Source organism: Clostridium sp. AF21-20LB (assembly GCF_003478795.1).
GTDB classification, from domain to species: Bacteria; Bacillota; Clostridia; order Lachnospirales; family Lachnospiraceae; genus Otoolea; species Otoolea fessa.
Map to the genome: position 1 here is coordinate 1 of NZ_QUGD01000068.1, position 714 is coordinate 714.

The window sequence follows — 714 nt, forward strand, 5'->3', positions numbered from 1 at the left end:
AAGGAGCTGATGTATGGACTTTATCATCGACGCAATCGTTGAATGGCTGAAAGGTCTGCTCGTCGATGGTATCATGGGAAATCTGGACGGCCTTTTCGATAACGTCAATCAGAGCGTTGGCGAAATCGCCACACAGGTAGGCACGACCCCGGCGGACTGGAACGCCGGGGTCTTTTCCATGATACGACAGATCTCCGAAACTGCCATTCTGCCAATCGCCGGGGTCATCCTCACTTTTGTTATGACCTATGAACTGATACAGATGCTCATAGAACGCAACAACCTACATGAAGTTGACACATGGATGTTTTTTAAGTGGGTGTTCAAAACCTTTGTGGCTGTGATGATCCTGACGAATACCTTCAATATCGTGCTGGCGGTCTTTGATGTGAGCCAGCATGTGATCCAGCAGTCAGCGGGCATTATCCAGAACGGGACAGAAATCACGCCGGATGTGCTGGACAGTCTGCGGACAGAGCTTGAGGCGATGGAGTTAGGCCCTCTGTTCGGACTCTGGCTCCAGTCCTTCCTGATCCAGCTTACCATGATTGCCTTAAACATCGTGATTTTCGTCATCGTATATGGCCGTATGATTGAAATTTATTTACTCACAAGTTTAGCGCCTATCCCGTTTGCCACAGTCCCCAACAGGGAAACCGGACACATGGGGCAGAACTATTTCCGCTCCCTCTTTGCGGTGGGCTTTCAAGGTCT

1 protein-coding gene is annotated in these 714 nt (G+C 49.9%); it reads left to right on the top strand.

Annotated features, from left to right (window positions below; translation table 11 throughout):
• Window positions 1-13: 13 nt before the first annotated feature.
• Window positions 14-714 (top strand): VirB6/TrbL-like conjugal transfer protein, CD1112 family (locus tag DWX76_RS13780; protein ID WP_118570887.1); only part of this gene is annotated, 701 nt, incomplete at its 3' end.